1 protein-coding gene is annotated in these 845 nt (G+C 59.4%); it reads left to right on the top strand.

The window, feature by feature from the left end; translation table 11 throughout:
* Positions 1 to 74 precede the first annotated feature (74 nt).
* Positions 75 to 829, top strand: a protein-coding gene (locus ACFSNB_RS18735; protein ID WP_377319334.1) for an IS5 family transposase whose coding sequence is annotated in 2 segments (ribosomal slippage) — positions 75 to 411 and positions 411 to 829 — 756 coding nt in all. Because the reading frame shifts where the segments join, the coding sequence is not laid out codon by codon here.
* The last annotated feature ends 16 nt before the right edge of the window (positions 830 to 845 follow it).

Here is an 845-nt window from a genome sequence, read left to right as displayed (position 1 = left end):
GGGCGCGTTGACATTCTGGGTTCCCATGGGCTGAAAAATCTGGTTCAAGGCTTCCTTTCGAGAAGGGGACTTGAATGAGCGAAGTTCGTCTGATCCTGAAGGATCACCAATGGGACCGGATGGCGCCGCATTTGCCGGGCAAAGTGGGCGATCCAGGTCGGAGCGGTAAAGACAACCGGCTGTTCGTGGAGGCCGTGCTGTGGGTGGTCCGGACCGGATCACCCTGGCGCGATCTTCCGCCCTTTTTTGGTAATTGGAACAGTGTGTTCGTCCGCTTCTCGCGCTGGTCCAAGGATGGTGTGTGGGACCGGCTGTTCGCCAGCATGGCGGACGACCCCGACTTTGAATACGCCATGATCGACTCGACCATCGTCCGGGCGCACCAACATGCTGCGGGCAAAAAAGGGGGCCTGAAGCTCGCGCGATCGGCCGCTCACGTGGCGGACTGACCACAAAAATCCACGCCGTCGTCGACGCCTTGGGCAATCCACTCCGCTTTATCCTGACGCCGGGACAAGCGAGCGATTACACCCAGGCGGAGGCCCTGATCGCCGACATCCCCGCCGGCTATGTCCTGGGCGATAAGGGATATGATTCCAAGGCTTTCCGCGATGCCATCGAGAGCCAAGGCGCCATTCCGGTTATTCCTCCGCGAAAGACATCCCCGCAAGTGGCCTGCGATTATGCCCTCTACTGCGAGCGCAATCTCGTCGAGCGGTTCTTCCTCAAGATCAAGCACTTCAGGCGCATTGCCACCCGCTACGACCAGACGCCAAGGGCCTTCTTGTCCTTCCTCAGCCTCGTCAGCGCATTCATCTGGACCAAATGAATGTCAACGCGCTCTA

It is taken from the genome of Phaeospirillum tilakii (assembly GCF_042683125.1).
Lineage (GTDB): Bacteria > Pseudomonadota > Alphaproteobacteria > Rhodospirillales > Magnetospirillaceae > Phaeospirillum > Phaeospirillum tilakii.
The sequence above is the reverse complement of the archived record's forward strand: the minus strand, read 5'-3'. Positions and strand labels throughout refer to the sequence as shown.